The organism is Mesorhizobium sp. LEGMi-168a (genome assembly GCF_058312955.1).
In genome coordinates, this window is the sequence record NZ_JBZEGV010000015.1 from 98,644 (window position 1) to 121,802 (window position 23,159).

Annotated in this window: 28 protein-coding genes and 1 tRNA gene; 13 read left to right on the forward strand and 16 right to left on the reverse strand. The window is 61.4% G+C overall.

Translation table 11 applies throughout. The features are described from left to right. Nucleotides 1-20 precede the first annotated feature (20 nt). The 4 genes from AC4FWB_RS19980 to AC4FWB_RS19995 all read left to right on the forward strand — a co-directional run bounded on the left by AC4FWB_RS19980 (nt 21) and on the right by AC4FWB_RS19995 (nt 4,045). Nucleotides 21-893 (forward strand): dimethylarginine dimethylaminohydrolase family protein, encoded by an 873-nt coding sequence (locus AC4FWB_RS19980; RefSeq protein ID WP_491027978.1) that lies wholly within the window; start codon nt 21-23, stop codon nt 891-893. Next, nucleotides 863-1,531 carry a TetR family transcriptional regulator C-terminal domain-containing protein gene (locus tag AC4FWB_RS19985; protein WP_491027979.1) on the forward strand — a complete coding sequence of 223 codons (669 nt, stop codon included), beginning with the start codon at nt 863-865 and terminating at the stop codon, nt 1,529-1,531. The genes AC4FWB_RS19980 and AC4FWB_RS19985 overlap by 31 nt, the downstream gene beginning before the upstream one ends. Then, the gene (locus tag AC4FWB_RS19990; protein ID WP_491027980.1) at nt 1,528-3,108 is read left to right on the forward strand and encodes a 5-guanidino-2-oxopentanoate decarboxylase; all 1,581 of its coding nucleotides are present in this window, start codon (nt 1,528-1,530) and stop codon (nt 3,106-3,108) included. Before AC4FWB_RS19985 ends, AC4FWB_RS19990 begins: the two co-directional genes overlap by 4 nt. A gap of 229 nt (nt 3,109-3,337) precedes the next feature. Continuing rightward, a complete protein-coding gene (locus tag AC4FWB_RS19995; RefSeq protein ID WP_491027981.1) occupies nt 3,338-4,045 on the forward strand; it encodes an SDR family NAD(P)-dependent oxidoreductase in 708 nt (235 codons plus the stop codon). Nucleotides 4,046-4,122: 77 nt separating this feature from the next. Here the strand turns inward: AC4FWB_RS19995 and rpsA are convergent, their stop codons facing one another. From rpsA to aroA, 3 genes are all read right to left on the reverse strand, one after another. After that, complete coding sequence (gene rpsA / locus AC4FWB_RS20000) at nt 4,123-5,820, reverse strand: 30S ribosomal protein S1 (RefSeq protein WP_491027982.1); 1,698 nt, start codon at nt 5,818-5,820, stop codon at nt 4,123-4,125. A gap of 202 nt (nt 5,821-6,022) precedes the next feature. Next, the gene (cmk, locus tag AC4FWB_RS20005) at nt 6,023-6,673 is read right to left on the reverse strand and encodes a (d)CMP kinase (protein ID WP_491027983.1); all 651 of its coding nucleotides are present in this window, start codon (nt 6,671-6,673) and stop codon (nt 6,023-6,025) included. Between the two features lie 293 nt (nt 6,674-6,966). Beyond that, on the reverse strand, nt 6,967-8,325 hold the full coding sequence (gene aroA / locus AC4FWB_RS20010; protein WP_491027984.1) for a 3-phosphoshikimate 1-carboxyvinyltransferase: 1,359 nt from the start codon (nt 8,323-8,325) through the stop codon (nt 6,967-6,969). A gap of 194 nt (nt 8,326-8,519) precedes the next feature. On the opposite strand from aroA, the gene AC4FWB_RS20015 reads away from it, so the two are divergent. Further along, complete coding sequence (locus tag AC4FWB_RS20015; protein WP_491027985.1) at nt 8,520-8,915, forward strand: TIGR02300 family protein; 396 nt, start codon at nt 8,520-8,522, stop codon at nt 8,913-8,915. Nucleotides 8,916-9,078: 163 nt separating this feature from the next. After that, nucleotides 9,079-9,154, forward strand: a tRNA-Ala gene (locus AC4FWB_RS20020). Nucleotides 9,155-9,302: 148 nt separating this feature from the next. On the opposite strand, the gene AC4FWB_RS20025 is transcribed toward AC4FWB_RS20020, so the two are convergent. After that, on the reverse strand, nt 9,303-10,076 hold the full coding sequence (locus tag AC4FWB_RS20025) for a DUF8453 domain-containing protein (protein WP_491027986.1): 774 nt from the start codon (nt 10,074-10,076) through the stop codon (nt 9,303-9,305). Nucleotides 10,077-10,242: 166 nt separating this feature from the next. Between AC4FWB_RS20025 and AC4FWB_RS20030 the strand changes: the two genes are divergently transcribed. Then, nucleotides 10,243-10,779, forward strand: coding sequence for a hypothetical protein (locus AC4FWB_RS20030; RefSeq protein WP_491027987.1), 537 nt, complete (start codon nt 10,243-10,245; stop codon nt 10,777-10,779). Between the two features lie 52 nt (nt 10,780-10,831). Here AC4FWB_RS20030 and AC4FWB_RS20035 read toward each other — a convergent pair whose 3' ends face one another. From AC4FWB_RS20035 to AC4FWB_RS20060, 6 genes are all read right to left on the reverse strand, one after another. Continuing rightward, nucleotides 10,832-11,638 (reverse strand): DUF3037 domain-containing protein, encoded by an 807-nt coding sequence (locus tag AC4FWB_RS20035; RefSeq protein ID WP_491027988.1) that lies wholly within the window; start codon nt 11,636-11,638, stop codon nt 10,832-10,834. Then, nucleotides 11,635-12,420: a HipA family kinase gene (locus AC4FWB_RS20040; RefSeq protein WP_491027989.1), complete on the reverse strand. Its 786-nt coding sequence runs from the start codon at nt 12,418-12,420 to the stop codon at nt 11,635-11,637. Before AC4FWB_RS20040 ends, AC4FWB_RS20035 begins: the two co-directional genes overlap by 4 nt. A gap of 212 nt (nt 12,421-12,632) precedes the next feature. After that, nucleotides 12,633-12,812, reverse strand: coding sequence for a hypothetical protein (locus tag AC4FWB_RS20045; protein WP_491027990.1), 180 nt, complete (start codon nt 12,810-12,812; stop codon nt 12,633-12,635). Further along, nucleotides 12,802-12,978, reverse strand: coding sequence for a hypothetical protein (locus tag AC4FWB_RS20050; RefSeq protein WP_491027991.1), 177 nt, complete (start codon nt 12,976-12,978; stop codon nt 12,802-12,804). Before AC4FWB_RS20050 ends, AC4FWB_RS20045 begins: the two co-directional genes overlap by 11 nt. Continuing rightward, the gene (locus AC4FWB_RS20055; RefSeq protein WP_491027992.1) at nt 12,975-13,778 is read right to left on the reverse strand and encodes a hypothetical protein; all 804 of its coding nucleotides are present in this window, start codon (nt 13,776-13,778) and stop codon (nt 12,975-12,977) included. The genes AC4FWB_RS20050 and AC4FWB_RS20055 overlap by 4 nt, the downstream gene beginning before the upstream one ends. Before the next feature lie 45 nt (nt 13,779-13,823). Beyond that, the gene (locus AC4FWB_RS20060) at nt 13,824-14,150 is read right to left on the reverse strand and encodes a hypothetical protein (RefSeq protein ID WP_491027993.1); all 327 of its coding nucleotides are present in this window, start codon (nt 14,148-14,150) and stop codon (nt 13,824-13,826) included. Nucleotides 14,151-14,262: 112 nt separating this feature from the next. Here AC4FWB_RS20060 and AC4FWB_RS20065 point away from each other — a divergent pair, with 112 nt between their 5' ends. The 3 genes from AC4FWB_RS20065 to AC4FWB_RS20075 all read left to right on the forward strand — a co-directional run bounded on the left by AC4FWB_RS20065 (nt 14,263) and on the right by AC4FWB_RS20075 (nt 15,891). Then, entirely contained in the window at nt 14,263-14,496 is a 234-nt protein-coding gene (locus AC4FWB_RS20065; RefSeq protein WP_491027994.1) for a helix-turn-helix domain-containing protein, read from the forward strand. A 169-nt stretch (nt 14,497-14,665) separates the two neighbouring features. Then, complete coding sequence (locus AC4FWB_RS20070; protein WP_491027995.1) at nt 14,666-15,520, forward strand: hypothetical protein; 855 nt, start codon at nt 14,666-14,668, stop codon at nt 15,518-15,520. A gap of 149 nt (nt 15,521-15,669) precedes the next feature. Beyond that, nucleotides 15,670-15,891, forward strand: a complete 222-nt coding sequence (locus tag AC4FWB_RS20075) for a hypothetical protein (protein ID WP_491027996.1) — start codon at nt 15,670-15,672, stop codon at nt 15,889-15,891. Nucleotides 15,892-16,433: 542 nt separating this feature from the next. On the opposite strand, the gene AC4FWB_RS20080 is transcribed toward AC4FWB_RS20075, so the two are convergent. Next, a complete protein-coding gene (locus tag AC4FWB_RS20080) occupies nt 16,434-16,619 on the reverse strand; it encodes a hypothetical protein (RefSeq protein WP_491027997.1) in 186 nt (61 codons plus the stop codon). A gap of 75 nt (nt 16,620-16,694) precedes the next feature. Continuing rightward, a complete protein-coding gene (locus AC4FWB_RS20085; RefSeq protein WP_491027998.1) occupies nt 16,695-16,913 on the reverse strand; it encodes a hypothetical protein in 219 nt (72 codons plus the stop codon). Nucleotides 16,914-17,195: 282 nt separating this feature from the next. Here AC4FWB_RS20085 and AC4FWB_RS20090 point away from each other — a divergent pair, with 282 nt between their 5' ends. Then, complete coding sequence (locus AC4FWB_RS20090) at nt 17,196-17,435, forward strand: hypothetical protein (protein WP_491027999.1); 240 nt, start codon at nt 17,196-17,198, stop codon at nt 17,433-17,435. Nucleotides 17,436-17,705: 270 nt separating this feature from the next. Here AC4FWB_RS20090 and AC4FWB_RS20095 read toward each other — a convergent pair whose 3' ends face one another. Then, the gene (locus tag AC4FWB_RS20095) at nt 17,706-17,981 is read right to left on the reverse strand and encodes a hypothetical protein (RefSeq protein ID WP_491028000.1); all 276 of its coding nucleotides are present in this window, start codon (nt 17,979-17,981) and stop codon (nt 17,706-17,708) included. A 266-nt stretch (nt 17,982-18,247) separates the two neighbouring features. Further along, complete coding sequence (locus AC4FWB_RS20100; protein ID WP_491028001.1) at nt 18,248-19,105, reverse strand: ATP-dependent DNA ligase; 858 nt, start codon at nt 19,103-19,105, stop codon at nt 18,248-18,250. Nucleotides 19,106-19,412: 307 nt separating this feature from the next. Between AC4FWB_RS20100 and AC4FWB_RS20105 the strand changes: the two genes are divergently transcribed. Together AC4FWB_RS20105 and AC4FWB_RS20110 are read left to right on the forward strand one after the other, a co-directional pair. After that, nucleotides 19,413-19,880, forward strand: coding sequence for a hypothetical protein (locus AC4FWB_RS20105; RefSeq protein ID WP_491028002.1), 468 nt, complete (start codon nt 19,413-19,415; stop codon nt 19,878-19,880). Between the two features lie 37 nt (nt 19,881-19,917). Beyond that, entirely contained in the window at nt 19,918-20,244 is a 327-nt protein-coding gene (locus tag AC4FWB_RS20110; protein ID WP_491028003.1) for a Rap1a/Tai family immunity protein, read from the forward strand. Between the two features lie 436 nt (nt 20,245-20,680). Here the strand turns inward: AC4FWB_RS20110 and AC4FWB_RS20115 are convergent, their stop codons facing one another. Both AC4FWB_RS20115 and AC4FWB_RS20120 read right to left on the reverse strand, forming a co-directional pair. Continuing rightward, nucleotides 20,681-21,361 carry a hypothetical protein gene (locus tag AC4FWB_RS20115; RefSeq protein ID WP_491028004.1) on the reverse strand — a complete coding sequence of 227 codons (681 nt, stop codon included), beginning with the start codon at nt 21,359-21,361 and terminating at the stop codon, nt 20,681-20,683. Nucleotides 21,362-21,404: 43 nt separating this feature from the next. Beyond that, nucleotides 21,405-23,141 carry a hypothetical protein gene (locus AC4FWB_RS20120; protein WP_491028005.1) on the reverse strand — a complete coding sequence of 579 codons (1,737 nt, stop codon included), beginning with the start codon at nt 23,139-23,141 and terminating at the stop codon, nt 21,405-21,407. Nucleotides 23,142-23,159 lie beyond the last annotated feature (18 nt).

Here is a 23,159-nt window from a genome sequence, read left to right on the forward strand (position 1 = left end):
TTCAGCTTAAAAGGGCATTGATGAGCGCTTTCGGATCACAGTCCATGGCGGCGCCGCTGCGGCGCGTGCTGATGCGGTCGGCGGCCAACGCCATGCGCGACGCCGACAGGGCTGCCTGGCATTATGGCCCGGGGTTCAACCCGGCCAAAGCTGCCTCGCAGCACGCGGTCCTTGCTGAACTGGTGGCGGCCTCCGGCGCTGAAATCGAATGGATCGAGGACGAGGCCGACGGCCTTTCGGATTCGGTGTTCACGCACGACCCGTCGCTGATGACCGACCGCGGCGCGCTGATCCTGTCCATGGGCAAGCCATTGCGCGCCAGGGAGCCGTCGCTGCATGAGGAAACCTATAGAAGACTGGGCATTCCGATCCTCGGCCGCGTCGAGGCTCCTGGCCAGGTCGAAGGCGGTGATTGCGTATGGGTGGATGCCCGCACGCTGGCGATCGGGCGCGGTGTCCGCTCCAACCAGGAAGGCATCCAGCAGGTTTCCAACCTGCTGACGCCGCTGGGCATTTCCGTCTACGGCTTCGATCTGCCGCTGTGGCAGGGCGAAGAGGCGTGCCTGCATCTGATGTCGGTGATCAGTCCGCTGGCCGACAACCTCGCGCTGGTCTATTCACCGCTTTTGCCGGCTCCGTTCTATCAGATGCTGAAGGCGCGAGGCGTCCGGCTGGTCGAAGGCGATGCCGAAGAGTTCGCCGCCTCCAACGGCCTCAGCCTGAACGTATTGCCGACCAGCCCGCTCAAGGTCATTGCCGTTGCGGGCTTTCTCAAGACCAAAGCCGCGATGGAAGCCGCCGGCTGCACGGTTGAAATCTTCGAGGCGGACGCGCTCTGCATCGCTTGCGAGGGCGGACCGACATGCCTGACGCGGCCGATCCTGCGCCAATGAATGCGCGCCGCAAGTTTCGTCGCGAGGGCGAGGAGCGGCGGCGGCAGGATCTGATCGAGGCTACCCTGGACAGCGTGGCGGAATATGGCCTGGAGGGCGCCACCTTGCGCACCATCGCATTGCGTGCCGGCGTCACCGCCGGGCTGATCCGGCACTATTTCCCCGGCAAGGAAGAATTGCTGCAGGAAGCCTATACGGCGCTGGTCGGCCGCATGACCGAGCAGGCGAAAGCAGCATTGGTCATGGAAAATGCCTCGCCGCGCCAACGCCTTGCGGCTTTCGTTGCCGCCAACCTCAACGCGCCGATCGTCGACGCGCGGGTGTTCTCGCTCTGGGCAACCTTCCTCGGCCGCGCCAGTGCGGATCCGACCTTGGCCCGTGCCCACCGCGAAGGCTACCTTGGCTTCCGCAACGAGGTGGAAGCGGTTGTGGCCGAAGTGCTCACCGCCGAACGGCGCAAGCCGGACGCAAATGAGCTACGCCACCATGCCATCGCGATCAATGCGATCATCGACGGGCTCTGGATCGAAGGCTGCCTGGCCAGCGAGATGTTCTCGCCCGGCGAATTGGCGGCAATCGGCATCAAGGCCGTCGAGGCCGAGCTCGGCCTCGCGCCGGAAAGGGGAGAAAACCGATGACCACGCTCGGCGAAGCGCTCATCACGTTGCTTGAGGCGCATGGCGTCGACACCGTCTTCGGCATTCCCGGCGTGCATACGGTCGAGCTCTATCGCGGCCTGGCGCGCTCGAAGATCCGCCACGTCACGCCGCGCCACGAGCAGGGCGCCGGCTTCATGGCCGACGGCTATGCGCGCGCCAGCGGCCGGCCGGGCGTCGCCTTCGTCATCACCGGGCCGGGGCTCACCAACACCATCACCGCCATGGGCCAGGCGCGCGCCGATTCCGTGCCGATGCTGGTGATCTCCGGCGTCAACGCCACCGATACGCTGGGCAAGGGATTGGGCTTCCTGCACGAATTGCCCGACCAGCGCGGCATGATGGAGAAAGTGGCGCTGTTCTCTGAGCGCGTTACCCGGGCCGAGCAACTGCCCGGCGCGCTCGCTCGCGCCTTCGCCGTTTTCTCCTCGTCGCGTCCGGGTCCGGTCCATATCGAGATCCCGACCGATATCATGGTGAAGCCCGCCGACGGCATTGCGGCCGTCCTTAGCAACGCCGCCCCGCCCGCTCCGGCGGCGGCGGCGGTCGCCGGCGCTGCGAGGTTGATCAAGGCGGCTCGCCGGCCCCTGATCCTGGCCGGCGGCGGCGCCAAGAAGGCCGATGCGGCGCTGAGGCGCTTCGCCGAAGCGTTGGGCGCGCCGGTCGTCGAGACCGCCAATGCGCGCGGCCTGCTGCATGGCCATCCGCTCTGCGTGCCGGCGAGCCCGAGCCTGAAGGCAGTGCGCGCATTGATGGCGGACGCCGATCTGGTGATCGCCGCCGGCACCGAATTCGGCCCGACCGACTATGACGGCTATGGCGATGGCGGCTTCGTGCTGCCGCCGAACCTCATCCGCATCGACATCGGCGCCGATCAGATCGCCCGCCGTCCGGTGACGGTTGGAATCCAGGCCGATTGCGCCGAGGCGCTTGACGCTCTGGTGGCTGAGCTCGGCCCCGCTCATGTCGCCGCGAAAGGCGGCGAAGCCCGCGCGGCAGCGGGGCGAGAGGCAGCACTGGCCGAACTGAAGCCCGATTATCTGGCGCAGGTGCGCGCTGTGGAGATGATCCGCGATGCCTTGCCCGGCGCCATCATCGTCGGCGACTCGACGCAGCCGATCTATGCCGCCAATCTCTATTACGACCATGACCGTCCGGCTGGCTGGTTCAATGCGGCGACCGGCTTCGGCGCGCTGGGCTACGGTCCGCCGGCGGCGATCGGCGCCGCCCTTGCCGTGCCCGAGGCGCCGGTGGTGTGTCTCACCGGCGACGGCGGCTTCCAGTTCACTTTGCCGGAGCTCGGTGCGGCGCTCGATGCCGGAGCGCCCGTGATCTTCGTCGTCTGGAACAATCGCGGCTATCGCGAGATCGAGACCTCGATGCTCGATGTCGGCGTCGAGCCGGTCGGCGTGTCGCCTGCACCGCCGGATTTCTGCAAGCTCGCCGAGGCCTATGGCATAGAGGCCGAGCGGCTGACCGGGGTCGGCGGCCTGGCCGACGCGCTGAAGCGCGCGCGAGCGGCCGGCAAGCCGCGCGTTATCGAAATCACCGTCGAATGAAGCCCTTGGCGGCCGCGAGTGTTTGCCGGCGCTCGAATTTGCCGCGCCGGCTCAGCAGGATATGAATCCGGTCCGGTCCAGACGCGGCGGCGCAATTTTCCACCGGCCTGACGCATGCAAAGACGCTGCGCCTGCCATGTCGATATTTCAATTGAGTGACAGCGCGAAAGGCGCGACGTTCGAGCCTGGGGCGGCATAACCATAAAAATACGACAGGAGCAGTCGAAATATGACGGAAACGCTTAACGGCAGGCATGTCGTGGTGACGGGCGGCACTGGGGCGCTCGGCGGCGCGGTTGTCGGCAGATTGCTGGAGCAGGGCGCGATCTGCCACGTGCCCAATGCCCATGCCGCGGCTCCGCCGCACTTTCCTTACGCGGCCCACGCCAGCGTCCACTTGGCGCACAATGTCGACCTCTCGGACTCCGCCAAGGTCGAGGCCTTCTACCATCAGCTTCCAGAGCTTTGGGCTTCGATCCACCTCGCCGGCGGGTTCACCATGGCGCCGGTGGAAAAGATCGAATCGGCGTCCTTTGCCGAGATGATGGACACCAACGCCCGCACCGCCTTCCTTTGCAGCCGCGCCGCGGTGCGCTCGATGCTGGCTTCCGGCACCGCGGGGCGCATCGTCAACGTCAGCGCGCGCGCCGGGCTCGATCCCAGGCGCGGAGCCGGCATGGTCGCCTATGCCGCCTCGAAGGCGGCGGTCGCCGCGATGACGCAGGCAATGGCCGAGGAGCTGAAGCACAAGGGCATCCTGGTCAACGCCGTGGCGCCCTCGACGCTCGACACGCCCGCCACCCGCGCCGACATGCCGGATGCCGATTTCACCAAATGGGTCAGCCTCGAAGCCGCCGCCGAGGCGATCGCCTATCTTGCCTCGCCCGCCAACCAGGCGATGAGCGGCACGCTGGTGCCGCTTTACGGTCGAGCCTGACTTCCTAAGCATCTTGTCAAAGAAAAACCCCGCCGGATCGCTCCGGCGGGGTTTTGTTTTCGGCGGGCTAAGAGGCTCTAGTTGCCCTGCTTCTTCAGCGCCGCGCCCAGGATGTCGCCCAGCGAGGCACCGGAGTCGGTCGAGCCGTACTGGGCGACCGCTTCCTTCTCCTCGGCGATTTCCAGGGCCTTGATCGAGACCTGCAGCTTGCGGGTCTTCTTGTCGAAGGCGATGACGCGGGCGTCGACCTTCTGGCCGACGGTGAAGCGCTCGGGGCGCTGCTCGTCGCGGTCGCGGGAAAGGTCCGAACGCTTGATGAAGGTCTCGAGGCCGCTGTCGACCAGCCGCACTTCCAGACCGCCATCCTTCACCGCGGTGACCTCGCAGGTGACGACGGCGTTCTTGCGCAGCTCGCCGCTGCTCGCCGCCTCGCCGACCGTGTCGCGGGCCAACTGCTTGATGCCGAGCGAGATGCGCTCCTTCTCGATGTCGACGTCGAGCACCTGCGCCTTGACCATGTCGCCGCGATTGTACTCTTCGATCACCTGCTCGCCCGGACGGGTCCAGTCGAGGTCGGAGAGGTGGACCATGCCGTCCACGTCGCCTTCCAGGCCGATGAACAGGCCGAACTCGGTCTTGTTCTTGACCTCGCCCTCGACCTGGCTGCCGACCGGATGGCTGCGCGCGAAGGCTTCCCACGGGTTCTCCAGCGTCTGCTTGAGACCGAGCGAGATGCGGCGCTTGGCCGGATCGACCTCGAGCACGACCACGTCGACTTCCTGCGTCGTCGACAGGATCTTGCCGGGATGCACGTTCTTCTTCGTCCACGACATTTCCGAAACGTGGATGAGGCCCTCGATGCCCGGCTCCAGCTCGACGAACGCGCCGTAGTCGGTGATGTTGGTGACGGTGCCCTTGATCTTCTTGCCGATCGGGAACTTGGTGCCGATATCCGACCACGGATCCGACTCGAGCTGCTTCATGCCGAGCGAGATGCGGTGGGTTTCCTGGTTGATGCGGATGATCTGCACCTTGACCGTCTGGCCGATGTTGAGGATCTCGGTCGGATGGTTGACGCGGCGCCATGCCATGTCGGTGACATGCAGCAGGCCGTCGATGCCGCCGAGGTCGACGAACGCACCGTAGTCGGTGATGTTCTTGACCACGCCTTCGACCACCTGGCCTTCCTCGAGGTTCTGCACGATCTCCGAACGCTGTTCGGCGCGGCTCTCCTCGAGCACGGTGCGGCGCGACACCACGATGTTGCCGCGGCGGCGATCCATCTTGAGGATCTCGAACGGCTGCGGGTTGTGCATCAGCGGCGAGACGTCGCGGATCGGACGGATGTCGACCTGGCTACGCGGCAGGAACGCCACGGCGCCGTCGAGGTCGACGGTGAAGCCGCCCTTGACCTGGTTGAAGATGACGCCTTCGACGCGCTCGCCCTTGGTGAACTTCTCCTCGAGGCGCACCCAGCTCTCCTCGCGGCGAGCCTTCTCGCGCGACAGCATGGCTTCGCCAAGCGCGTTCTCGATGCGCTCGACATAGACTTCGACGGTGTCGCCGACCTTAAGCGAGGAGTCCTTGCCCTTGGCGCCGAATTCCTTCAGCGGCACGCGGCCTTCGACCTTGAGGCCGACATCGATGATGGCCATGTCCTTTTCGATCGCGGTGATCGTGCCCCGGACAACCTGGCCCTCGCCGGAATGGCCGGCGGTGAATGATTCTTCGAGCATGCTCGCGAAATCATCGCGAGTGGGATTAGCTACTGACATTGTTTCTCCTGGAATGCTCCGCATCGGGGCGGAGCGGGCGCCGTGGGTTAGCGTTGCGTGAGCCTGCCGGCGTTCCGGGCTGAAGAGCCCTCGGCCGCTTTGGGCGGCAAGTCCGGCGCATAAGAATGCTGGCAGGCTGGTTCGTGCCCGATATGGGTATTTTTCCCGCGTTCGGCAATTGCAAGCGTGAGAGAAACCCGGATCAGACCTTGCTTCTCTTGGCCAGGACGTCGTCAACGATCGCCATCGCCGCCAGAAACGCGGCCTCTATAGCCATTTCGCTGGTATCAAGCAAGTGCGCGTCGGCTGCCGGCTTGAGCGGCGAGTCCGCGCGGCCCATGTCGCGCTCGTCGCGGCGCTCGATGTCGGCGAGGATCGTGGCGAAATCGGCGCTGCCGCCCATGCTCTCGATCTCGGCCAGCCGGCGCTGCGCCCGCACCGCGGCACTTGCCGTCACATAAAGCTTGATGTCGGCGTCGGGGCACACGACCGTACCGATGTCGCGGCCGTCGAGCACCGCGCCCGGCGGCGCCTTGGCGAACGCGCGCTGCTTTTCGACCAGGATGCGCCGTACAGTGGGAATGACGGCAACCTTCGAGGCGGCCTCGCCCACCGCATGCGCCGACAGCACGGCACGGTCGAGATTGGAGAGGTCGACCTGGCGCGCCGCGGTTTCGGCGGCGGAGACATTGTCGAGCGGCAGGCCGAGTTCCAGCAGCTTACGCGCCACCGCGCGGTAGGTGAGGCCGGTGTCCAGCAGGTTCAGCCGGTAATGGTCGGCCAGCCTACGGGCGAGGGTGCCTTTGCCCGCGCCGGCCGGGCCGTCGATGGCAATGGTGAAGGTGTGGGTCATAGGCTCGCCTCGAACGAAAGGCGCAATGAACAAGACGAGCGCCGCGATCCTTCGCGCCCCGCTGCGCCAGCCAGTCTCCCCCCTTGAGGGGGAGATGGCCGCGAAGCGGCCAGAGGGGGTCGTCTCACATAAATCGCCGGCGTCGTCTCTTGTCGCGGAAGCCGTTGGCGCTTCACGCGCGGTGACCCCCTCTGGCCTGCCGGCCATCTCCCCCTCAAGGGGGGAGATTCGCAGCAGGACAGAGGGGGGTGCTGTCCCGCCAGCGTCTCAGTTCGGCTCCAACTCATCGCCCGTCACTCGATCTCCGCGCCCAGCCCCTTCATCAGCCCCATGAACTCCGGGAAGCTCGTCGCGATCATATTGGCGTCGTCGATGGTCACCGGCTTCTCCGTCGCCAGCCCCATGATCAGGAAGCTCATGGCGATGCGGTGGTCGAGATGCGTCTTCACCGTCGTATCCTGACCGTTCGGATGGCCGCCCAAACCCTTGCCGCCCGGCCTGCCGCGCACCGCGAGCGACGCCTCGCCCTCGGTGCAGTCGACGCCGTTGAGCTTCAGCCCGTCGGCGACAGCCGACAACCGGTCCGATTCCTTGACGCGCAGTTCCTCCAGCCCCTGCATCAGCGTCTCGCCTTCGGCGAAGCTCGCTGCAACCGCCAGCACCGGATACTCGTCGATCATCGACGGCGCCCGCTCCGGCGGCACCACGACGCCCTTGAGGTCGGAAGAGCGCACATGCAGGTCCGCGACATCCTCGCCGCCGGCATTGCGCGGATTAAGAATGCCGATCCGGCCGCCCATCTCCTGCAAGGTCAAAAGCAGGCCGGTGCGGGTCGGGTTCATCAGTACGTTTTCGATCGTGATGTCGGAGCCCGGTACGATCAGTGCGGCCACCAGCGGGAAGCCGGCCGACGACGGGTCGCCGGGCACGGCGATGGTCTGCCCCGTCAACTTGCCCTGGCCCTCGATGAAGATATGACGCACGCCGCGCTCGTCGGTCTCGACGGTCAGGTTGGCGCCAAAGCCCTTCAGCATCTTTTCGGTATGGTCGCGCGTCATCACCGGCTCGATCACCGTGGTGATGCCCGGCGTGTTGAGGCCGGCAAGCAGCACCGCCGATTTCACCTGGGCCGAGGCCATCGGCACGCGATAGGTGATGGGGGCGGCGTGTTTGGGGCCGCGCAGCGTGATCGGCATGCGGTCGCCGGGTGCCGCTTTCAGCACCTGCACGCCCATCTGGCGCAGCGGCTCCAGCACGCGGCCCATCGGCCGGCCGGAAAGCGAGGCGTCGCCGATGAAGGTCGTTTCCATGTCGTAGGTGCCGACCAGACCCATGGTGAGCCGCGAGCCGGTGCCGGCATTGCCGAAGTCGAGCGGGGCTTCGGGCTCAAGCAGCGCGCCGTTGCCGGTGCCGCGGATCACCCACTCGGCGCCCTTCTTCTCGATATGCGCGCCCATCGCCTTCATGGCCGCACCCGTGCGCATCACGTCCTCGCCCTCCAGCAGACCGGTGATGCGCGTCTCGCCGGAGGCGAGGCCGCCGAACATGAAGGAGCGGTGCGAGATCGACTTGTCGCCCGGCACCCGCGCCGTGCCGGCAAGGGCGGGAGATTTGCGGGCCGTGGCTGGCTTGGCGGCGGCGGAATGAGACATTTTGTCGTCCAAATGAAACGCCGGCTGGCCGGCTCAGTTCGTCACGTTGCGGCGGTCTCGTATCACGGCGCGCTGCAATGGTCATCCCCTTGGCAAGAGCCTTTGAAAAGCGGGTTTTCAGGACATCTCTTTTGGCTTTGACAGCGCCGTAAACTGCGGTTAAGGGGACCATTCTTTTTTTGACGAGGCTTGCCGTGGCAAAACCTGAACTTGGCACAAAGCGTGTCGACCCCGAAACGGGTCGGAAATTCTACGACCTGAACAAGGACCCGATCGTCTCGCCCTATACCGGCAAGAGCTATCCGCGCTCCTATTTCGACGAAGGCAAGATCTCCGCCATCGAGGAGGACGAGGACGTCGCCGACAAGGAAATCGACGGCGACGAGGAAGAGGGTGCCGAGGTCGTCTCGCTCGAAGAGGCCGACGACGAGGCCAAGGGTGGCGGCGACGATCTTCCCGATGTCGGCGACGACGAGGATGATGTCGATCTCGGCGACGATGACGACGACACCTTCCTTGCTGATGAAGAGGAAGAGGACGACGACGTTTCCGACATGATCGGCGTCGGCGACGACGAGGACGAGGTCTGATCTGATCGTTTGCCGGCCATTTTGGCCTGTGACGAAAAAGCGGCTTTTGAAGGCTTGATCTTGACCGAAGGCGGCGCTAGAAGCCGCCAGCACTAAACGACGGCGCGGTTCCCACCGCGCCGGATCTCTTCGCCGGAAACGGCGCCGGCTGACTGCCGGGAGTGGGGCCATAGCTCAGTTGGGAGAGCGCTTGAATGGCATTCAAGAGGTCGTCGGTTCGATTCCGATTGGCTCCACCAAAAATTCTCTAGCAATACCAGCGACTTATGCGCGATGGTCTAGGGACCCTCCGCTCCCTGAGGGTCAGCGGGCACCCCCTGGGCACCCCAAAAGTGCAATTTGACCTGAATTCTCGCCAAAAAAGGTGTCGCGGTGATAGCGCCGGCGCTAGTTGCCCTCGTTCCCATCGGGGCAAACTACGAAGGCGTCTGTGTCGACCACGGCCTCCGGCTCGGGGTGGAGGAAAAGCTTGTACCGCGTGTAGCGGTCCTCTTTCCCAAAGGTATCTTTGTAGGTGATCTCTCCCATTACGTAAAGTTTTGCCAGGTTTTTGACGAGCATGTCGCGGGTAACCAAGCCGCGCTCGAACGAGATATGAACGGAGGTCGAAGAATCTTGGCCGGGGCCAAGATCGTATCCTCGCTCGTCGGAATCCTCGCGGTTGCGTCTCATGGCACTCCCCAGAATGACGAAACTTACAGAGAGGCGATTGACGACGTTCCTCGCCGGCGTTTGACCGAAATTCTTGTAATTGACGGTTATGGTTGGAGCGTACTCGTCGTTAGCGTGTTCGAGCTTTACGCTTGTCACGTGAATGTACGCTCGAAGCTGCTTTTCGCTGGAGTCTGCGGCGATGGAATTGGCTTCGCGTCCAACCCCAACCGCTTCGGTATTGGCCTTCAAAGTGCTTCTAACGAGCCAAACAGCCCAGATGCTAATCCCCACGCTTATTAGGGCGGAAACAGCTGCGGTCCACTGTGCAAGCGTGTCCTTCTCTGTGGAGATGATTCCATTTGCTTGCCCTGCGTACCCTTGATCCGCTGCTTTCCAATAGGTGGGGTCTCGAAACTCGGGAACCGCCCAGGCTAGAAGAAAAAGGGCAATGCCAAGGCCAACAACTAGCCCAATTGCAGCGTCCGCGAACCTGTTGCGCCCAGACATTGAAGTAGAGCCGCCCCCGTGAAATTACCCCTTTGAGGGACTTATTCCGCACGATCGCTTCATGCTCGTCAACGCTGATCCGTGAACATGGCCTACCCCGGGCTTCATTGCCAATCGGTTTGCAAGCGTGTCAAAAAGCCACCTGAGAACTAGGGGGAGGGAGTCATTGACGGACGACGGCGGGAGGAAGCCGCACCTTCGACTTGCGGCTGAGAACGACAGGAAATCGATCGACAAGGCGCGGGCAAGGTATGAGATCGAGTGGCCCCTTCGGAAGCTGGCGGCAAACATCATGCGCGTCTCACGCGGCGCCGGAGAGCCCTACAGCGTAATCCAGCAATGCATCGATGTCGTAAAGGGCGCCCAAGCATTTTACGACAAATGCGGCGACTGGCCTGATGACAACGAGGTCCGCGAGGCCTTGGATTTTCATGATCCGAGGCTCCGCGATTATACCAAGCCACACGACGAGCGATCATCTGCGATCGAAGACATTATCGAAGGTGCCCTTCGCTTGGCGGCGGCACGTTTGCTCAGCCAGGATCTGCAAGAGCGGCACGGAGAAAAGGACTTGCTGGAGGGTACACGGCGCCTGGAGCATTATCACGCCGAGATCCGCGCGAAGTGGGAGGCCGAAAGAAAGGCTGCGAGGGCCAAGCCGGCACCCCGCAGCAAGAAGGTCATTCGCAAGCCGAAACTATGAAACTGCTTAGGAGCTTGAGGCCGATAACAAGTGTGTGAGTCTTTCGACCAGGCTATGAATAAGCCTTTGGCCCGCCGTGATCCTCGGCGGCCTTCTTGATATCCGCGATTAATGGATCAAGGTTGTCCATATCGAAGAACGGGACATGGTGCCCGCGCATTAGATCGTGGATTGCCCCAGCGAAGTTGGCGGGCTGTGCGGAAAGGTCCCCAACGACTATTAGTTTCTTCTTTGATGAGGACGCTTTCGCAAGCCACTGCCCCTTCACAGCACGGCTGGCTGCCTCCTTAAAGGCATCGTTTGTTTCACCCTCCAGCCGTACCGGATCGATATAATTGTAAGCTCCGTTTTGGTAGGCAAACGGTGCCTTCACCTCGACGGACTGGGGAAGCTGGACCGCATGCGGATGCTGGTCGACCAAATCCAAAACGCCGGCTTGATCAAACCGCTTACGAAGCACGGACGCCACCTTGCTGCTGCGCGATTGCTTCGGAGACTGTTTGACCATCTCGTCGAACAAAGCCGCCAAGTCCTGCTCTGCGCTCTTGACCAAGACGGGCAGGGGCCTCGACATCTGCACCATGCCCGAGCGCAGATCGACAAACCTCTGGACCGAATTGCGATCCCATCGCGACGGGAAATCCGCCTTGAGCCGATTTTGAATAGAATCCCGCAGCATACGGATGTGCTGCTTGTCCTGATGCCCGAACACCTTCTCGATGCGCCTGATATCGGGCTCGACCCTTACGCGCACTTCACCCGTCGGCGCGAAGACGACGACGCCGATGTTGACGAACTCAAACCGGTCGGGGGCCGGCGAGTACTGTATGACAGAATAGAAGCCCTGTCGGTCACTCATGGCACTATGTTCCACAGCATTGGCTGTTCAACGAGTTTCAGCGGTAACGTTTGAGCGAGGAATTCCGCCCTCTGCTCAAAAAAATTCACCAAATCGAGTCGCTCTTGTGCTCCGAGTCCCCATTCTGGCGGGACCGAATTAACAATTTCGTCTAAGGCTGCTCGATTGATAGACTGCATCGCGTGCACCGCGCCAGCGACTGAATCCGCGCTTATATAAGGCCGAAATTCGGGGAAAAAGCCATAGACATTTTCGTCGCGGATCAGAGCTTCGCTGGTCAGCTCGGTTGTGTCGAACTGAACGTCCACAATGCAATGGGAGTGATCTATGGGTGCCAACCGGTAGAGCCTGTCGCCAAGCGTCTCAAAAAGCAGGTTGTCCCGATTGAGGTTGTAGACGGCGTCCCCCTCTGCGGGGAAACACCGGTCGCAATTTCTGATCCAGGTATCGAACGCGACCAGCCGCGCGAGGTCGTTTTGATCATCCAGGCGCTTCACAAACTCATCCGTCCCGTCGCTTGGAACGCCATCGATGTGTTTCGAGAAGAAGGCTGGCGGGAGAATATGGCCACTGTGTTCGACCATTGGGATTTCAATCTCTATTGCTGACACAACGGCAAAGGGCGGGATGCCTAATCCCATAAGAGTGCCAATCTCGGCCGCCACCAATTCTGAGATAAGAGCCGCCGAGCCAGCGGGGTTTTCCGCACCTTTGAGGTAGCCAGTGCCCGCATCGGTGACGACTTGTGCCGGCCGCGTTGACGAAGGGAAGTAGCGCACCACGCGCCTGACTTCCTCCGGCTGACAAACCGTCCCACATGCAAGAGCCATGATGCTCCACCACCCAACCCCAGTGCGAACTGCATACAGGGCATCGCAGACGGAATCGAGTCGTGGGTAGAGGCGGAGGCGCGGGCGAAGCAGATTCCATGCGACAGACTAATAAGCCCGGCCACCCTGAACAGCCGGGCCCAACATTTCCCACGGTGGGAAGTTCAGCGTTGTCTCACCAGAACGAAACCGACTTCATGGTTGATCTCGACGCGGTACTGGTCCCCATGCAGGTTCTGCATCCTGTCCGCAAGGAAGCGGGCGACAACATCTATTTCGGCGACCTTGGCCTTTGCCTCTGTGACGGCATCGGCGGCGATCTTGTCGAAGACGCTATTCTGCATAGGCGGGCACCTCCGGCTTATCAATCTTGAAGGCTGCCACCACGTCTCCCCGCATCATGGTGGTATGCTTCGGCGCCGCCAGATCGTAGCGACGTAGTAGCTCGGCCAGGGAAATCGAGCCGGCTTGCACGTAGCTGCCCCGGCCAGTCGGAATGAGCCGGATCATTCCGCTGCTCTCTTGGAATAGCTCAGCAGAGCTGTGGCGATCTGGGCGCACCATTTGCTCTGCAGAACCTCGCCGTTGCCGTCGAGAAGAGCCCAGTGCTGATCCAGCCGGTCGACGCGACCCCATGCTGCCAGCGCCTGCGCCTTGATGAAGATGCCGTCCATCGTCCTATCGGGCTGCTCCATGGTCGCTGTGACGACGCGCGCCAAATCCTTGACGGCAGCTTCGGTCGATCGCCAAGCAGCCCGATAGTTGGCAGTCGTTGTGATGCGATCGATCTCCGCCTCATATCGTTGCGCAATCGGAAGCAGACGCTCGGCCTCGGCAAGTGTGGCCTGCCATTCCTGGCGGTTCATCCCTTGGATATGGCGCTTGTCGAGTTTCGTTCCCTTAAGCATTCGCTGTGCGTTTTCGATCCGCCATTCCAGATAACTGGCGGCGATCAGCTCACGGGGATGTTTCTCGCCTTTTCGGGTAAGGCCGCCACCCTCGAAGCCCCTTTCCATATTGTTGGGTTGATAGGGCCGCGATATGGCGATTTCATCCGGCGCGAGCGGCCAGATCGGGCGCCATTTGCTTTTGAGCCCACTCTGGTGCTTCTCGGCCGCGAGGTATTTGGCCTCAGCGGTTGGCAATTCATTCGCCAACCGGAGCAGCTCCGGGTTTTCTGTGATCGAAGGAACCGCATCTGCGACTGTGACCGTTGCGGCTGCGGTTGAAGCGGCAGCCAAGCCAAGCAGAAGGCGGCGGCGGTTCAGATTGGGCATGCCTTCGGCGGCTGCCTGAACAGTGTTCGGCATTTTAGGCTCCTGTGCTGTTAATTGCGTAGGCGGCTGTTAGGCCGGTTATTCTCCCCAGGCGTCCGACGACTTGGCATAGGCCATGCCGCGCGCTTCCATTTCAGCCTCACATCGGCTGACGGTCTTCACATGTTCGAGATATAGCGAAAGCTCCCACGGAAGCCGATTGCGGCAGGTCTCGACGTAGGCGGGACGGTGCAGGCGGATTGTCGAGGTCAGCATTTCGTCCGCCTCAGCAATCACCTTCATGCTCTGGCGAACGAACCGGATAGCCTCCCCAACCTCCTGGCTTGAAATGCGCCATGCATCAGCAATGCGCTCGTCATAGGCATTGATGGCAGGGGTCAAATCGAGGGAGGCCAGAGCGGTCATTTTGCTTTGCCCTATGGCTAACGTTTACCGTTAATGCTGACGATAATCGTTGCCTCTGGATAAGTCAAACGAAATTCGTTATGGTGCGGTAAATTCGTTAGGAGTGGATTTTATGACACCAGAGCAGTGCCGGGCCGCGCGCGGCCTTGCGAACATCTCTCAGGAGGATCTGGCGAAGGCCGCAAGGGTCGGCCTATCGACTGTCAGAAACTTCGAGGCCGGCCGATCGGTGCCCGTGCAGAACAATCTGTCCGCGATAACCAAAGCGCTGGAAGATGCCGGCGTGATATTCATCCCCGAGAATGGGGGCGGTGCAGGGGTGAGGCTAGCAAAACCAAAAGGCTGAGATGCGGCTAGGTTTCACTCTTGAATTGCCGTCTAAAAACCATTCCTTCACCAAACCAAGAAACATCCGTGGGTTGATAGGAAGGATTGTGTGCGCTCGCCACTTTGCCGGATGGAGATTGCTCTGTTCGCCTGCCAATGCGTGATTTGCAGAGCAGAAGGCAGCCAGAATGGAACAGTTGAAACCTATACTCCCTATCAAAATCACCGATCTCTCCCCGAACATGCCGGCTACCGGTGAGCCGATATGTGAACGCGTAGACCCGACAACCCTCTACGTGGACCACACCTATCAACGTCAGGTGAGCGAGCGCGGGCGAAGGCAGATTCGCAAGGTCGTTGAGCAGTTCTGTTGGACGAAGTTTAAACCGCCGGTCTGCGCCTACGCTCAGGACGAGAATGGGGCCACAGTCCTCAAGGTTCTTGATGGCCAACACACCGCCATAGCAGCAGCGAGCAACCCGCACGTCGGGATGATACCGGTGATGATTGTTGAGGCACCGGACAGCCAGGCGCAAGCTGCCGCTTTCGTCGGTCAGAACACGCAACGCGTCGGAATTACTCCCCTACAGCTTCACCAGGCGGCGGTAGTCTCTGGCGATGAGGACGCAATGACTGTTGAGCTGGTGTGCGCCAGAGCCGGGATTAAGATTGTCACCACTCCGCCGGCCGCAGCGAAATATCGCCCTAAGGAAACAATCGCCATTGCAACAATCAGTGGCCTTGTTGACCGACAGACAGCAGTGGGGGCCAGGAGGATATTAGAGGTTCTTGCGAATGCCGATTTGGCGCCGATTACCAGCCCACAGATCCGAGCGGCCGAGCTGCTGATGACAAAGAAGGAATTCAGCCAGCGTTTCGAGCCAGAGGAGCTGACCAAAACCATCGGGAACCTCTATCTCACAGCGGAGGAGGATGCGAAGGTCTATGCGCACGCGCACAAGCTGCCGTTTTTCAAGGCGCTCGCGATAGTGTGGTTTCGGAGCACGAAGAAGCGGCGCACGCCAATCCGACTTGTTGCCTAACCTCGCGAATTTTTCGCAAACGCCTTTGGGCCGAACCCTCAAAAGGTTCAAAAGGGTGGGGACCGCTTGCGCCCCTCCCTCTGTTCAGCCACTGTTCTGAGTGCGGTTCAGACTGCTGTTTGGCCTACTGGTACGAGGAGAGTCCTTCCATGTTCCTCATCGAGAGACTGAGGCGGCCTTTGATCGATGCAGAGCCAATCCCGGTCGAATATCTGCCCGCCGGATACGTCTCGCGCGAAGAGGCAGAGGAGGCGATCCAAAAGCTAATTGGCGCCTATCTGCAGCAAGGTTATGACCCCAAGCAAGATTATTGGTGGGCCAGGAACACGGGCGACATAGAGAACAACATTTTTGTCATTCGTCCCGTTTGATCCTGCGGTCCTTGGATTCGGATGTCGCTCGTCCCGCTCTACATCGCCGCAATCAGCCTTGTGATGCTCGCCAGCGCGATCTGGCGCTATTCGGCAGCGGGATTTGGTCGGTATGGCGGCGAGCCTCATCATGGCCGGGCTTGGATGTTGATACCGGCTCTACATTATCGACAACATCAAGATGTAGCGGGGCAAGGTTATATCGTTTCACACAATTCCCAATTGGTAGACACCTTCGCTACATCGGCAGCTAGTGCGTCCGTCAGGCCAAAGGAGGGCAACGCCGGCGGACTGGGAGGAAACGATGTCTGCGCAAAAAGAAGACTTTCGAACCAACAGAGCCGACTTTGTGATTGCCGCAATGCAAGGCCGAGCGACCGCTGATGCCGATCGCAGGGAGATACTGGCAAGAAAAAGGAAATCCCTGTGGCTAAGAGATCCGCGACTCGCCAGATTGGTCGCCAATCCGTGTGAAAGTTTGCCACCGAGAGCCAGACCGCGCGGTTAGCACTCCGGGGAGCCCGCTTGCCTATGACACCGGCCTAGTTCTCCGCATGGCTAAAGACCACGGTGCCGTTGTCCTTGCGAACTTCTACGGCGACGATTCCATCGTCACCCCTTCGAGTTTGGAACATCGCGACTGCGTGGTCTTTCGCGGTCTTTTCGGCATCGAACATCTCCTTGTCGACGATGCCCTGCCTTCCGTACCAAATGACAGTGAAGGCCATTCTTGTTCGCTCCCATGTCTATTAGGCCCGGTGGCCGATTGACCCCAAGGGCTGGGCCGCTGGCAAAACGCCGGCCTAGTGGTTGTCCAGTAAGATGGCCAACTGTCTGGTCACGGCGCTTTCTATGATCAGTTCCTCCAGCCCGCTGTCGCTGATCGGCGAACCATTGGTGCGACGTCTAACGACACGTAGCGCATCTGATATCGAAACTGCTGTGGTTTTCGCATGATCATCCAAGTATCGGCCGACTTCAATCACGACATCTGCATCGACGTTGGGCGGCAATTCTCGCATGGCACCCTCCTGCAGCATCCGAGCCCAAAAGTATCGCGCTGAAGGGTCAGAGAGTCGATTCGGACTAAAGGCTGTCGCGTAGGGACCGCGTCGATTCAAAGCTGCGGAGCGAACGTGAAGCATGGCGAGTCTGCTGGGCTCACCAGCGCGCGTTCTTCGCCGCTGCTGTCCTACAGCCGCCGATGCGCCTCTCTCTTCCTTGTGGCTTGTCTGTGGCCGCGATTGCCCACTTTGGCGCGCCGACCGCGCGGGAACGACTTCGCCGGTGGGCGGTTCCTTCTGATGGCCCTTGCAGAGCAAATCGAGGTGGCAAAACGGCACGTCCTGACCGGCGAGCAGCACCTCATCCGCCAGCACCAGCTCATTGCCGACCTGGAGGGCGATGGTTTGTCGTCGGACGCAGCGTTGAGATTCCTGCACCTGCTCGAAGACATGCAGATGATGCGCCGCGAACATCTGTCGAGGCTGCTACGGAAAGCACTCCTGAGCCATCCTAGAAACAGCTCTTCCGCGATCACGTAATTTCGTCGCCGCGCTCCAAGTCTATGATTGTCGTGGCGGTCCCATTCCGCCTACCGGGCCGGTGCTCCAGCTACCCCAAACGCCCCCCGCCCAAACTGTGGCACCGGCCTCTTTTCCCCTCACCTCTCCTTCGTCCTTTTGGATGCGTTACGAGCATATTAGCAAAGCCATATATTTAGCGTCAGCCGGTGCCGTGTTTCGTTTCCGAGCCCCCGCCGGTTAGGCCCGGTGGCCGCCACACCCAAACTCAGCTACCGGGCCGCTCCCGTGTCAGGGACAGGGTGTCCACCGCTTGCGCTGTTCCGGCGTCAATGCGCGGTTTGTAAATTGCAGATTTCGATCGTCGCGCCCGGCGGCCCGGCATTCGTGACAGTAGATGATTTTCAGCAGATCCCAATGCAGGCAAGGCTGGTCCGGCCCGAACCGTTTCACCAGCTCGGCGACGCCCAGAGTGGCCTTACGCTTACAGGTCAGGCAATCGACCGAAAGGCCAGTTCCGGCCTCCAGCTTTTTGCCGAGCGTGTCTTCATTGAAGGGAAACTTCATTGTCATGGCGATCCTCGCATTGGAAGGTCGCCGCACCGAGAGGATTATATTCCTCCGGAGATGCAGGCTGGCAAGAGGCTTGTTTCAATGAAAGAGCCCGCTCCTGGTGCGACGCTGGGCGGGCTCTTTGTCGGGAGATGCCGGCGTCTCTCACCCTCCCGGTGACAGGCGGCAAATCATCCCGCCGCGGCGCGCTCTCAGGATTGGGGAGAGATGCTGCGCCGTCCAATTTCCCAACATTGGCACCGGAGAAAGGTTCCGCTCAATCAATCCTCGCGAAAATCTTGCAGTGAGGCATGGCGTAGGTCGTCCTCGCCGCGCAGATGCTTCACACGGCCGATCAGCCCCGGTTTGACCCATTGTGTCGCCGGCCGCTTCACGCCCTTTGGCGCCGGCCCTGCGTGCTCCTGGACGCGCTGCCAGAGCCGTTCGCGCATCTCACGGTTCAAGCTGATGAATGCCGAGCCGACATAGCGTCCTGTGCCCTTCTCTGCCATCAGGGCGAACGCCGGCTTGCCCGCCTCTCGCTCAACGCCAAGCAGCTCGTATTCGTCAATGCGGAAAGCCTTGGCCTTCAGCCAAGCGGTCGAGTTGCCACTTCGGTAAACGCTTTCCTTGCGTTTCGAAACGACGCCCTCCAGCCCCGCCTTATCGACCAGATGAAAGACGGCCGCGCCCATACCTGGCAGAGCCTCGCTGAACTGTATCCGGCTACCCGCAGGGATCAGCGCTTGAAGGATCTCGCGCCGATCGATCAGCGGCATGTCGCGCAGGTCGTGGCCGTTAAGATGCAGCAGATCGAACGCTACGAAATACAAATCGTGCTGCCGGCGCGTGATGGCCTTCCGCAGCTCGCCGAAGTCCGACAGGCCCCGGTCATTCAGGACGATGATTTCGCCGTCGATGATGGCGCTCTCAACGCCTAGCTCGCCGGCCGCCTTGACCAAATCACGGTACTTCGCTGTCCAGTCGAGGCCGCGCCGCGTGAAGATGCGCACACCATCCTCGTCTATGACGATTTGGGAGCGGTAGCCATCGAATTTCACCTCGTGAATCCAGCCATCACCCTCAGGCGGCTTCTCGACCAGTGTCGGCAACAAAGGCGGGACGAACTTCAAACGCATGCACGCACCCAACGAACGCGATTCAAGGCGGCGCTGCTAAATTAGTTCCGAAACATTTTAGCCAAAATGAATATTTCGAGTTGGAAATGGTGAAAGTGGACCTGAGCGAGTGTCGCGCAGGGCCTATCGATGGCCGCCGCTATTGCCCGATAACAAACGGTCACCCGGCTCCCGTTTCCCTCCCGTTATTTCGGGAAGGTGCCACCGATTTTACGTAAATTGAATGTTCGAATCCCGATCCCGTAATGGTTGCTGAAGTCGCGAGGCAGGCGTATTGAGTGGATGGGCGCAAGAGGGGGGAATTTCCGTGAAGATAGCACTTGCATTTTGTACTGCGCTCCTCGTCTCCGGATGCGCCGGGACCAGCGTTGTTCAGACCTCCGGTAATACCGCAATCGTGACGGCCCGGGCTGCGCCCGTTTGTGGTGGTGTGGGGGCCGAGAGAGTCGCCGTAAGAGAAGCCGCCATTGAGACGATCAAAGCTGGGTTCGACAAATACATCATCTACGATGCTGCGGCTCAGAATACGGTCACTGCTACGCAGATGCCGGGGACGGCCACGACAATGGGCACTATCAACGGCGGAATGCTAAATGCGACAACCACCTATCAGCCCGGACCAACGATCTACTCGGGCCACCATTCCCAGGCTTTCGCCATAAAGATGTTCAAGGCGAGCGACCCGGCTGGCGCCAATGCTGTCGATGCCAGGACCACGCTAGGTCCAGAGTGGCCGAAATTGATCAAGCAAGGCTCATTGACGACCTGCACGTGACGGGGAGTCTCTGGTCATAAAGGTTCGCGGGAAGAAAATGAGACACAGATTTGGACGAGCGCTCGCCGTTGGCCTTGCCGCGGGGCTTTCACCGGCATCAGCAGCCGGAAATTGGTGGAACGGCAATACTCTCAACCAAGCATGTGAGGCACTTCCTACTGCCGCCCTCGATTATGTATTCGGAATCATGGACGGGATGGCTGCGGGCGGGGCGATTGAGCCTTTCTGCATCCCTAAGGGCGTCATTGGTAAACAAGTGCAAGACGTGGTCTGCCAGTACGTTGCACGCCATCCAGAGGATAGACAGGCGCTAGCCAGCGACATGACGATTAGGGCGCTTCGAGAGGCTTGGCCTTGCAAATAGGCATTGAGAGTTACATCGCCGTCGCCATCATCGTGAAATGGGTCGCCGCACCGGCCCGGGCCGAAATCTCTGGATCTGGCGCATCTTTCGCCAGTGCAGCCGGACCAATATCGCCAATCCGATGAAGATCAGCAGGCCTAGGGCTTGGCTTATCAAGGGCGCTTACCCCAGATCCGCCAGTGTCGATTTTGAGAGAGATAGGAGCAGGCTCAGGGATCGGCGCCTAGCGATTGCTTCGCAGGTGAAACGCCCATGCTTGTACATGCCGTGAGCCGCACCCTTAGGCGCGCCAGCTCGGGCGCCATGAAACCGACAGACGCGCTTGCCGCGTTCTGCCGGTGCCCTGCAGCCAACGCCAGTTCTCTTGCTCGTAGCCGCGCACCTCGGGGCCGCATGAGCCTTCGCCATCGGAGCAGTGGGTTTGTCCATGGGATTATCAGCCATTTTCGGAGGCCTCCCCGCCTGCCTCTCCCCCGTGGGACACATTGCCGACGATGGCTTGTCCGCCTTTCTCGACGGTGACCCGCTCGACAATCACCCGTTGCTCACCCTTGCTGCGGTAGCGCTTAAGGGCTTCCACCTGCGAAACAAAAGTTCGCGAGAGCCGGTTCAAGGCGCGCTCGTGGGCTTCTCTCATCTCGTGGGACTTCGACCCGCCAAGACCAGCGGCAGTGGTCATCGTGGCGATGTGAATGGCGGCCATCTGGACCGCCAGCGTAGCCTCAATCTGATCTTTGGGTTTCAGTCCATAGACCATCGATAGACCGTAGTTCAGTTGGGTCTGATCAACTACGCCGCCGATCTGAGCTGCCTTGCTGAGGGCATCGAGAGTGCCGACCATGAATGCCTTACTGTCGGTGCCGATCGCCTCCGCCAACAGCTTATAGCCGACATCGAGGTCCGGGTGGTCCACCGCGATAGATGCTGTGAGCCCTCCGTCTTCACGCGGGCTCATGGTGACTTTCAGCTCGGGTGCCGGCCGCTTACTTTCCTTCCGCTTTTGGTAGGCCGCTAAAGCGCTCGCCTCAGCTCGGGTGGGCTCGTAGACTGTGGCCGGAACAGCCGCAGCTGCGCCGTTCTCTTTTGCCCTGTTCTTGCCCATCGGAACCACTGCCACGTCTTCGCCTCCTAGCAGGAATTTTGCCCATCGCGAGCCTCGGTCAGTAGAGGCCGGCGTAACCGTGATCGATCGCGTTTGCCGCGCCCGGGGAAAGCCCGCGCATGCCAGAGGCGACGCCGCCCGGTGCCGGTCCAGATGGTTTACCTGGGAAGCCGAGACCGCCGACTGCGTTGGCGGCCCTCATCGGGCCATCGAACGTGTCCACGACATGCGTCCCGACAGAATTGCTATTGCTTCCAAGAATGCCGCTAAGGGGCGCCTTGCCCTGTGCGAGGTTCTTGCCGATGACGCCACCCAATAGAGCCCCGAGAGGGCCGAGCGCATATCCCCCAAGCGCAGCGCCAGTGACCAGTCCTGTAGCTGATTTCGCTTTGGGGCCGAACATGCCGCTCGTGGTAGGCGCGGTCGTGGTGATGCCCTGCTGACTGAGGGGCCCGGCAATGGCTGGCTTGGAAACAGGAACGCCGCCCCAAACCGCCATTTGCGTGCCGTCGGGTGCCGTTGCCGTCACCGCGCCAAACTTGTTCGTGGTGTAGGTCGGGCCGTAGGATGTTGCTCGTGAAATTGTCGTGCCAGGGGTCGAGGTCTGCGCAGTTCCGATTGCACCACCATAGACATCGGCCGGCGAAAGAGCGGGACGAGCCGGGGCAATGCTCTGTCGGTCATAGGAAGGCGTAGGAGCGACTTTGACAGCAGCGGGGACCGAGACGGCTGGTGCCACCGTTGCGAGCACGCTGGCGGGCACAGAGATGGCAGGACGAGCCACGGCGGGGGCAGACGGCACCGAAGGCGCGGCGGGGCCAAGCGGCGCTCCCGTGGCCGGGTCTAGGCCGAGCCGTTCGGCAAGGCTTGCCCGCTCATCCTGGGAGACGAAATTCCCGGCGTTCGGCGCGTTGGCGATGGTCCCCGTGTTGGTCTTTTCGTCCTGCGAGACGAAGGAACCGCTCGGGGATGATGGTGCGGGCGGGGCCGAAGCCTTCATCGCGCTTGTGAAGCTTTGCGCTGGCGATGCAATCGAGCCAATTCCGCGCGGGGTTGCCATGCCGCTAAACTTGGCGGTCGGGGCCGGGGCCGACGACATTTGCAGACCGGCCGGGCTTGGGGATGCAACTGAGCCGATACCCCGAGGCGTGGCTAGGCCGCTGAATTTCACACCCGAGTTGCCAATTGCTGGCGCGGCAGGGCCAAGCGGAGCACGCGAAACGTGCCCGATAGGCGCGCCGGGCGACATGTCAGCCATCTGGCTGTCGGGGCCATAGGGCGTCGGTGCTGTCTTTGGCGTACGTGGTGAAGTGGTATCCAGCGTATCCGTTAGATTGCCTTCCTCATCATAGGCTTTCGCGCCGGTGTTTCCTTCCACGGCCTGCATGCCGGCAATGACCGCAGCCCGCTTGTCTGCCGGGATGTCCTTAATCTTGGTATTGGGAGAGACGCCAGCAGCAGCGGCAACGGCAGCGACATAGGCGGCGGTGTTGTTCTCGAATGACGGGGCGTATTGAGCGATTGCTTGCGCCAAGCTTAGATTCGAATAGCGCTTGCTGCTGAACATCAGACTAGCTTGAGCCCTTGCGCCGGTTAGGCGAGAACCGAACACGGCAAAGCGACCATCGGTACCGATTGCTCCCATGCTGTCGGCGTACTTGCTGGCTTCGATGTTCCCCGGATTGTTGTTACGGGTTGCCCGATCGCCATAGACCGTCTTCACGCCCGTCGGCGTAGTGACCTTGGTCCAGCCGGGCCCGGCTGCGACGACGGAGCCATAAGTAAGGGTAGCCATTGTTTAGCCTCGATTTCT

Coding starts and splice junctions, on each gene's coding strand:
- AC4FWB_RS19980 (WP_491027978.1), top strand. CDS start 21: ATGAGCGCTTTCGGATCACAGTCCATGGCGGCGCCGCTGCGGCGCGTG.
- AC4FWB_RS19985 (WP_491027979.1), top strand. CDS start 863: ATGCCTGACGCGGCCGATCCTGCGCCAATGAATGCGCGCCGCAAGTTT.
- AC4FWB_RS19990 (WP_491027980.1), top strand. CDS start 1,528: ATGACCACGCTCGGCGAAGCGCTCATCACGTTGCTTGAGGCGCATGGC.
- AC4FWB_RS19995 (WP_491027981.1), top strand. CDS start 3,338: ATGACGGAAACGCTTAACGGCAGGCATGTCGTGGTGACGGGCGGCACT.
- rpsA (WP_491027982.1), bottom strand. CDS start 5,820: ATGTCAGTAGCTAATCCCACTCGCGATGATTTCGCGAGCATGCTCGAA.
- cmk (WP_491027983.1), bottom strand. CDS start 6,673: ATGACCCACACCTTCACCATTGCCATCGACGGCCCGGCCGGCGCGGGC.
- aroA (WP_491027984.1), bottom strand. CDS start 8,325: ATGTCTCATTCCGCCGCCGCCAAGCCAGCCACGGCCCGCAAATCTCCC.
- AC4FWB_RS20025 (WP_491027986.1), bottom strand. CDS start 10,076: ATGTCTGGGCGCAACAGGTTCGCGGACGCTGCAATTGGGCTAGTTGTT.
- AC4FWB_RS20035 (WP_491027988.1), bottom strand. CDS start 11,638: ATGAGTGACCGACAGGGCTTCTATTCTGTCATACAGTACTCGCCGGCC.
- AC4FWB_RS20045 (WP_491027990.1), bottom strand. CDS start 12,812: ATGCAGAATAGCGTCTTCGACAAGATCGCCGCCGATGCCGTCACAGAG.
- AC4FWB_RS20050 (WP_491027991.1), bottom strand. CDS start 12,978: ATGATCCGGCTCATTCCGACTGGCCGGGGCAGCTACGTGCAAGCCGGC.
- AC4FWB_RS20055 (WP_491027992.1), bottom strand. CDS start 13,778: ATGCCGAACACTGTTCAGGCAGCCGCCGAAGGCATGCCCAATCTGAAC.
- AC4FWB_RS20060 (WP_491027993.1), bottom strand. CDS start 14,150: ATGACCGCTCTGGCCTCCCTCGATTTGACCCCTGCCATCAATGCCTAT.
- AC4FWB_RS20065 (WP_491027994.1), top strand. CDS start 14,263: ATGACACCAGAGCAGTGCCGGGCCGCGCGCGGCCTTGCGAACATCTCT.
- AC4FWB_RS20070 (WP_491027995.1), top strand. CDS start 14,666: ATGGAACAGTTGAAACCTATACTCCCTATCAAAATCACCGATCTCTCC.
- AC4FWB_RS20075 (WP_491027996.1), top strand. CDS start 15,670: ATGTTCCTCATCGAGAGACTGAGGCGGCCTTTGATCGATGCAGAGCCA.
- AC4FWB_RS20080 (WP_491027997.1), bottom strand. CDS start 16,619: ATGGCCTTCACTGTCATTTGGTACGGAAGGCAGGGCATCGTCGACAAG.
- AC4FWB_RS20085 (WP_491027998.1), bottom strand. CDS start 16,913: ATGCGAGAATTGCCGCCCAACGTCGATGCAGATGTCGTGATTGAAGTC.
- AC4FWB_RS20090 (WP_491027999.1), top strand. CDS start 17,196: ATGGCCCTTGCAGAGCAAATCGAGGTGGCAAAACGGCACGTCCTGACC.
- AC4FWB_RS20095 (WP_491028000.1), bottom strand. CDS start 17,981: ATGAAGTTTCCCTTCAATGAAGACACGCTCGGCAAAAAGCTGGAGGCC.
- AC4FWB_RS20100 (WP_491028001.1), bottom strand. CDS start 19,105: ATGCGTTTGAAGTTCGTCCCGCCTTTGTTGCCGACACTGGTCGAGAAG.
- AC4FWB_RS20110 (WP_491028003.1), top strand. CDS start 19,918: ATGAGACACAGATTTGGACGAGCGCTCGCCGTTGGCCTTGCCGCGGGG.
- AC4FWB_RS20120 (WP_491028005.1), bottom strand. CDS start 23,141: ATGGCTACCCTTACTTATGGCTCCGTCGTCGCAGCCGGGCCCGGCTGG.